Origin of the sequence: Streptomyces sp. NPDC048434 (genome assembly GCF_043200375.1) — a bacterium.
In the GTDB taxonomy this organism is placed as follows: Bacteria; Actinomycetota; Actinomycetes; order Streptomycetales; family Streptomycetaceae; genus Streptomyces.
The window spans coordinates 1-7354 of the sequence record NZ_JBICXQ010000067.1; the positions used below are offsets into that span (position 1 = coordinate 1).

General features: G+C 68.9%; 7 protein-coding genes and 2 pseudogenes. 1 reads left to right on the forward strand and 8 read right to left on the reverse strand.

The features are described from left to right. Positions 1-411 precede the first annotated feature (411 nt). Positions 412-1338 (forward strand): annotated as a pseudogene (locus ACGFWI_RS38635) (YbdK family carboxylate-amine ligase); the annotation flags it as partial. Between the two features lie 64 nt (positions 1339-1402). Here ACGFWI_RS38635 and ACGFWI_RS38640 read toward each other — a convergent pair. The 8 genes and pseudogenes from ACGFWI_RS38640 to ACGFWI_RS38675 all read right to left on the reverse strand — a co-directional run. After that, positions 1403-1753: a 2OG-Fe dioxygenase family protein gene (locus ACGFWI_RS38640; protein WP_393910746.1), complete on the reverse strand. Its 351-nt coding sequence runs from the start codon at positions 1751-1753 to the stop codon at positions 1403-1405. Then, complete coding sequence (locus ACGFWI_RS38645) at positions 1671-2174, reverse strand: 2OG-Fe dioxygenase family protein (protein ID WP_393910747.1); 504 nt, start codon at positions 2172-2174, stop codon at positions 1671-1673. The genes ACGFWI_RS38640 and ACGFWI_RS38645 overlap by 83 nt, the downstream gene beginning before the upstream one ends. Positions 2175-2222: 48 nt before the next feature. Further along, positions 2223-3269, reverse strand: a complete 1047-nt coding sequence (locus tag ACGFWI_RS38650; protein WP_393910748.1) for an iron-containing redox enzyme family protein — start codon at positions 3267-3269, stop codon at positions 2223-2225. Next, complete coding sequence (locus tag ACGFWI_RS38655) at positions 3266-3532, reverse strand: CDGSH iron-sulfur domain-containing protein (RefSeq protein WP_393910749.1); 267 nt, start codon at positions 3530-3532, stop codon at positions 3266-3268. The genes ACGFWI_RS38650 and ACGFWI_RS38655 overlap by 4 nt, the downstream gene beginning before the upstream one ends. Beyond that, entirely contained in the window at positions 3516-4196 is a 681-nt protein-coding gene (locus tag ACGFWI_RS38660) for a HemK2/MTQ2 family protein methyltransferase (protein ID WP_393910750.1), read from the reverse strand. The genes ACGFWI_RS38655 and ACGFWI_RS38660 overlap by 17 nt, the downstream gene beginning before the upstream one ends. A gap of 733 nt (positions 4197-4929) precedes the next feature. Beyond that, positions 4930-5676 (reverse strand): SMP-30/gluconolactonase/LRE family protein, encoded by a 747-nt coding sequence (locus tag ACGFWI_RS38665; RefSeq protein ID WP_393910751.1) that lies wholly within the window; start codon positions 5674-5676, stop codon positions 4930-4932. Between the two features lie 94 nt (positions 5677-5770). Then, positions 5771-6394 (reverse strand): annotated as a pseudogene (locus ACGFWI_RS38670) (diguanylate cyclase); the annotation flags it as partial. 257 nt (positions 6395-6651) lie between these two features. Continuing rightward, positions 6652-7354 (reverse strand): phytoene desaturase family protein (locus ACGFWI_RS38675; protein WP_393910752.1); only part of this gene is annotated, 703 nt, incomplete at its 5' end.

Below are 7354 nucleotides of genomic sequence, written 5' to 3' on the forward strand. Positions count from 1 at the left end.
GTGCGGTGACGCTGACGCCGTAGTGGACAGCGGCCGTGGCAGCACCGAAATATGAGCCTTCGTCGACCCGGTCGGCGAAGGCTCCTTGTTGCCCGGTGACCGCTCGGGCGGAATCCGCTCGGCGCACGCTGCTTCCCCAAAGGCTGAAGGCCCGGCCCTCCATCAGGCCGGGCCTTCCTCAAAGCGGTAGGGCCGTCAGGGCTTGAGGGTTGGGTGCCTCGACGTTCGACGGCTGAGGCGTTGGCTTGCTTGTCGCGGCTCGCTGTAGGTGTGCCGCTGGCCGCTGGTCAATCGAGGCTTGCGCCATGTGGGGGCAGTCGGTGAAGTGTGCGGGATATTTCATTGCCAAGGCTCCGCCGGTGCAGTCCTCCGCCAGGGGAGTGAGCAGGGGAGTGAGAGTTCGATGAGTGTCAGGTTGAGGTGAAAACGCCCCCTTGCCGGGAGGGCTCCGCCTTGTACGACGAGCTGGTCGCCGTACGAGGGGCCGCCGCCGCAGCCGAGCGGGCCGAAGGGCTCGGTGTCTGTGCTTCCGGTACACCGGTCATGGGGCGCGAGGGCCCGGCAATCGTCGGGGACCATCCGCGCTAGCGGGCCGGCCTGGACCAGTTCGGCACCTTGCTAGACGGATTCGCCATCTGCGCCGCGCACATCCACGTGCACATGCCGGATCGGGAGGTGGCGGTGCTGGTCGGCATTCACCTGCGGCCGTGGCTGCCGCCGCTCGTGGCGATGAGCGCCAACTCGCCTTTCCTCGATCGGCGTGACATGGGGTATGCCAGCTGGCGCACCGTTATCAGGGGCCGCTTCCCGGCCCTGGGCCCCCCGCCGTACGTCGAGTCCTTGGACCACTACGAGCGGCTTGCCGCCGCCCTGCAGGATTCCGAGGCGATGCTGGATGCTGGCATCCCCTTCTGGGACGTGCGGCCCAATCCCCAGTTCCCCACCCTGGAGATCCGGGTCATGGATGTCCCGGCGGAGGCGGCGGACACCGTCGGCCTGGCGGTGCTGATCCGGGCGCTCGTGGTGACGGCCAGCGCGCTGGTACAGCGCGGCCACACCGGCCCCGAGACCTGTGGCGAACTGGTGCGCGCCGCCTACTGGCGAGCCGCGCGCGACGGGTGGTCCGGCAACGGGGTCGATGCACTGACGGGCCGGATGCTGCCCTGCTCTGTGCAGGCCGTCCGGCTCGTCGAGCATGTCCGCCCCCGCGCTGGAGGCGCTCGGGGATCTCGACCGGGCTGTCGGCTTCCTGCGCCGCCTTGCCGAGCGGGGCTGCGAAGCTCAGCGTCAGCGGACCTCGTGGCGTCGTCGTGCACACCTGGCGGACGTAGTGGATGATCTCGAGCGGCTGATGTTCGACGAGGAGAGCCACCGGGACGACGTCCACCGGGACGCGTCACCGTCAGGCCGGCGTGAGCGTGGTCACCAGCACATCCCGGCGCGCGGGCCTGGACGGATCCAGCGGACGGATGGGTGACACGCCGTGCAATGTGTGGCGGTCGTCCGACAGCAGCAGAGTCGCGGGTTCGTCCAGAGTGGCCGAGAGCAGTTCGAGCCCGTCCGGAGCGAAGACGGTGCTCCGGCCCCCGGTCGCATTGTTGCGGCCGACCAGCAACGAAGAGACCAGCGTCACTCCGTCGCGGTGCCGGCCCTCCGGAGTCGGCTGCCCTTCACCGCCGGCCCTGGCGACGACCCGGAACGGATGCACCTTCGCGATCCCAGCATGCGGCGGAGTCCAGGACGCACGCGACATGCCCAAGGAGCGTGACGACCGAGCTCAGGAGCGGGTCCGCCGCAAAGGCGTCGGTCAGCGGATCGAAGTGACGGTCGACGTCCACGTAGAGCGGGTTACTGCGATCCGGCTGCACGAACGGGGTGTCCGGCAACTGGGTCAGCCCACCGGTGGACGGGGTCAGCGAGAACTTTCCGTAGCGGCGCAGCCGACAGGTGCCGCGTTCGGAGGCGTACCGGTCGTGGGAAAGGTGCTCCCAGTGCTTGGCGAAGCGCGTCCACTCCTCCTGTCCGGTGGCGAAGTGTGCCTTCACGGTGGCTGCGGGCATGAGATGGACGCCGGTCGAGGCCAAGGACTCGCGCGCCGCCGCCACGGCGGGCGGACACTCCTGAAAGACCGTGCTCTCCGCCGGATCCCAGAACCTTTCAGCACTCTCGTCCATCACACCCTCCTGTTGTCCCCCGCGGTCCTATTGATGAGGACGCGGCTTTCAGGACTCGCTCCGTGCGGGCCTGCGGGCACGGACGCGCGGCAACGGTGCCGGCAGTGCGGTGCGGTTCTCCCGCCAGGCGGCAAGTAGATATGCGGCAAGTCGGCCCTCGAGAAGTGTGGTGGCACCGATTCCGAAGGCGACATCGGGTTCCAGATCCGGCTCGTCCCTCAGCAGACCATCGACCACTTCTGTGCGGACGACCTGTTCATGGACGGCGTCGGCTTCGACATGCTCGTCGTAGAACCTCTCCGCAGCGGAGCCGGCACCTGTGCGGCGCATGGCTTCCGCGAGACGTCGTGATCCTGGCGACGAAGTCACCTCGACCGTGGCGAAGTGGCCGACCAGTGCCCCGCGCAGGGATCGGTGCAGCCCCAGCAGGGACATGAGATTGACCACGGCGAGCGTTTCGGCGGGCGCCAGGTCGAGGTAGTGACCGTACGCGGTTTCCAGGGCGAGGTCTGCCATGAGGTCGGCGAAGAGCTGGGCGTGGATGTCCTCGGCGCGTCCGGCACCGAACTCGTCGAATTCGATGGCGGCCATCCCGGCTTTGGCGCGGCCTCGCAGTCGGGGTAGGACCCATGCGTGCGGGTCCGCTTCCTTGAGGTGGTACAGCGAGCGCAGGGCCGCGTACTCCCTCAGCTGCCAAAGCCGGCCTTCGCGTTTCAAGAAGTGACTGACGCTGCTGCCGTCGTCGGCGGGCTCGGTCAGCAGGTCCGTCATCGCCTCCTGCATGCCGAGCGCCGGGACGTCAGCACGCAGGGCCCGGAGGAACGCCTCCTCCAGGTAGCGCCGCGCCGACAGCGGTGCAGGAGACCATTCGCGGTCGTCGTCCACGCCGTCGAACCCCTGGTAGTGCAGTTCATACAGCACGTAGAGGGCGAGCTGGAGATCTGCCCCGTACGGGCCCTCGCGCTGGACCGCCTCCCGTGTCGGCAAGGGCCCCTTCCCGATGCGGAGCCACGAGATCACCGTGTCGGACAGGTAGCCGCGCGGTCGCGGAAGCTGCGGCTTGCCGGGCCGGGCGGCTCCGAGGTCGGCCTTCATCGCTGGTCTCCTTCGGCGCTCCGGTCGGCCGCCGGGCAGCCGGTGCCGGCGGCGCGGTCGGACGGGAGCTTCGAACGAGCGCGGTGGCTGGTGTCGCACCAGGGGTAGCTCCGGCTGCGCCGGCACATGCAGATCGCAACGGTGAAGCGTCGGGAGACGGCCACTGCACCGTCGTCACCGACTACTTCCACCGGCCCCTCCACCAGGAGCGGACCGTTTCGGACGAGGGTGATGCGGCGTGGACGCTCAGGAGTTCTCGGCACGGATGATCACCAATTCCTCTGAGTCCTGGACCTCGTCCAAGAGGCCCTGGCACCGCAGCCAGGCCAGCCGGGAGCGCAGGACCGGACCGAACGGTATGACCGCGCGGTCGCTGACCGTCCCCCGCAGCCCCGCGGAGGCCAGCCGCTCCAAGGTGTCCTCGGTGCCGCACAGTCCGGAATGGACCATGAGCAAAACGCCGCCAGGGCGGAGCACACGCGGTGCGGCGTCGCAGATCCGGTCGACGAGCAGCCGTCCGTCGCGTCCCGCGTCCCAGGCGCGGGCCGACCCCCGGGGAGTCTGGTTGCCGGGGGCGGGGACGTAAGGCGGGTTGCTGACGAGCACGTCGAAGGAACGGCCGCCGACAGCTGCGGTCAGATCGCCGCGACGCACCGTGACCCGCTGCCCGGAGAGCCAGGCGTTGATCCTTGTGGCCAAGACTGCCTGCCAGGAGATGTCGACGGCGGTGACCAGAGCGCCACGTCGCGCCGCTCCCACCGCGAGGGCCCCACTGCCCGAACCGAGGTCCAGGAGCTCGGTGCCCGCCCCCACACCTTCGCGGTACAGGGCGCGCAACAGGAGCCGCGTGTCGTGCTGTGGCAGATAGACACCAGCAAGCGTCACCAGCGGATGGCGTCTGGGGAGCGTGGCTGGCCACGTGCTCATAAGGCACCTCCGCTCCGAGAGCCGAGAACGAGGATCTGGATGGTCCGCGCGCGTCTTCTTCAGCCTGCTAGCTATCCGATCCACTGGCCACCCGGCGGCGGTGTCGTGGGCATGACCTTGGGCCATGCTGCGGCCCGCTTCCGGCAATGAACCGGGCCGCGCTGAGGTGCAGTGCACGAGCCTGGAGGTATGGGGCCAGCGAGTGCTGCGGTGAATGCGATCGTCGAGACGCGATGGTGAACGCGCCCCGTCACGAGCGACGACGAGGAGGAGGCATGCCGGGCACGGCCGGTGAGCCCGCGCGCCCCCTGCAGGGAGGACGCTGGGGCATAGAGGTCTCGGCGCGCAGATTCTCTGAGCGCGCTCACTGAACACGGCCGGCTTCGTGGGGCACACGTGGGCGGGCGCAGACTGTGCTGCGGGAACCGAACGCTGTGCAGGCGAGGCTCGGGTGGGGCCCTCGCGCTGGGTGTCTTTGCCCGCGCTGAGCCGCCGAAAAGGACGACGTAGCTCGCGGTCGCCGAGCCCCCCGGCACGCCATGGCCAGGGCCGCGACACCGCTCCGACCGCTGCTCGGTGGCGCGGTAGTAGATTCGATCACCGGCGATCGCCGTGCCATGGAGGGGTGTCAGTCTGTGGAGAGGACTTCCAGTAGCTCGCCGACCAGTCGGCACGCCCTCGAACTGTCGTCGCTGCCGCCGAATCTGGGCGATGATCACCGCGGTACCGGGGATCAGCCGGCGAATGCCGACGGTGATACGGGAAGCTCGCACACTGCGCAGCCACTTTCTATGAGACTCCCCATGATCAAGCATGAGCCGGACCGGCAGACACTCGTCACCATCCGGTACGGCGACTTGGCCCGGCTCAGATCGCACGGCAAACCGCCGTCGGGGCGTAGGGCCATGACTCGCACGGTACGGCGCGGGCGGGGGTGAACGGCTTCACCCTGCGCCACACCGCTCTCCTGGACGTGGGAGACATTCGGTGCAGCAAGTCGACGCCGCGTTCCCGGGGCCCGGCCAGAGCGACCCAGAACACGCCCCCGGGCCCGAGCGAAATGCTGTCGGGGAACCCGGGAAGTGTCGCACCGGCCGGATCGCGGGCCGCTGAGCCAGAGCCGGCGGATCCGGTACGCGCTGCTCTCGGCCACGATGACGAAGGACTCGTCCTCAGCCAGCGCCACACTGTTGGCAAGATGCAAGCCGTCCAGCAGAACTTCTGGTTCGCCACCTGGCCGCCGCCGCAGCAGCTGCCCGGTTCCGGTGTGCTCCAGGATGTCGCCCATCCAGTCTTCGAGGGCGTAACGGCGACAGGAAACGCTGAAGTAGAGGGCCCCGTCTGCTCCTAGGGCAACGTTGCTGCAGAATCGCAAGGGCTCGCCGCCCGCCCCGCCGGCCAGCACGCGTACGGCCCCGTCGCGCGGGTCGACACGCACCAGACCTCGTTGTGTGTCGCACACCAGCAGTTGACCATCCACGGTGGGCTCCAGGCAGAGCAGTCTTCCACCGGTGTGGGCAACGGCATCCGCCCGGAGGGCTCCGGAATCCGAGGGTGTCAGTCGCCAAACCGTTCCGTCTGCGGCCCCACCGCGTCATCTCTTCGGCATAGGGGAGGGCAACGCAGGCGCCGATGGCCAGGCTCAGGCCGGCGAGGTACTTGACGGAGAGGGGGTTTTCCTTGGGGAGCAACCTCCAGTCGTCCGGCTCGACTCCGCCGCGCAGCGTGGCGCGTACCTGGTCGGCATGCAGACAGCAGGTGAAGGCCGTTGCCGCGAGCGGCAAGACCTCCAGGAAGCTGTGGATGTGCTGCTCCACCGGGCGGACTTCCCGCTCGTCGGTCGCCAAGCTGACGTCCCACAGCGCCGTAGCCCCGTGAGCCACGGCGGCGCCTCCCATCACGGACAGTACGAGCGGATTGACCTTGGCGAGCAGGCCCATTGCCACGGGGACGCCCGCTTCCGTCATCATCAGTGCATGCAACGCTGACTCACGCGCCCCCGTGGTGTCCTCGATACGGGTGCGGCGGTGCATGATCCAGTCCGCCACGGCCGGCACACACCACAAAGGCAGCACCCCGTACATGAGAAAACGCCGGTTCGCGTCTTCCGCGCCGAATGCGCGTGCGGGGACAGGCAGGTCACGGGGGCGCCGCCACCGGCGCCAGGCACGCAATAGCGGGCCGTGCTGCAGGTCCATATTTCGCCTCCAGATCGTCTCTCTCCTTTGCCGCCACGTAGGGCGGCAGCTGGACTCGGGTGGCTTCGATACGTCCGTTGCCCTCTCCTCGCTGTCGGCAGGTCATGGCCCGAGTGCCCCGCGCTTGGCGGCGGCACACGAGCGTCGGCCAAGCATGAGCAGCAGTCAGCACTCTGCGCAGGGCCATCCGTCGAGCAAAGCGTGGGCCCCGGCGAGCTCCCCGTTACTCCACCTCTGGTGGGAGCTGGCCGCACTCCCTAAAGGCGACCCTGACGTGGGTCGTCGTTCCTGCTTCGGGGGGTCAATGCGCGTTGAGCCAGCGAGAGGACCGTACTGGGAGACAGCCTGCGCAGTGCCGCGCGTGCGGCGTTTGCGCCGGGCGCCCCGTGGACACCTCCGCCGGGGTGGGCGCCGGCGGAGGCCAAGTACAGGCCCTTGACCGGTGTTTCCGGGCGCCCCGTGCCAGGAAGGGGCCGGAACACCAACTGTTGGTGCAAGGCAGCGGTCCCCCCGTTGATGGCACCACCATGCAGATTGGCGTCGAGCGCCTGCAGCGTTGGCGGGGCGAGGATCCGACGCCGTTGGATACGCGAGCGAAAGCCCGGCGCGAACCGTTCCACTTGGCCTTCTATCCGATCCGCCATGGCTTCCTGCTCCCGTCGGTCCCACACACCCGTGATGCCGTCCGCCCCGGCGTCACTGCGAACCCGTTGCGGCACATGTGTATAGGCCCATGCCGACTCGGTGCCTACGGGGGAGCGGGAGGGGTCCGCCGTGGACATCTGGCCGAAGAGCGCGAAGGGCCGGTCGGGTACCTCTCCCATAGCGATCTGCGCCGCGAAGCGGGTGAGCGCATCGACGCTTTCGGCCACGTGGACCGTGCCCGCGGACGATGCCTCTCCGGCTGTCCAGGGCACGGGCTTGTCCAGGGCCCAATCGACCTTGAAGGTAGCGAAATCC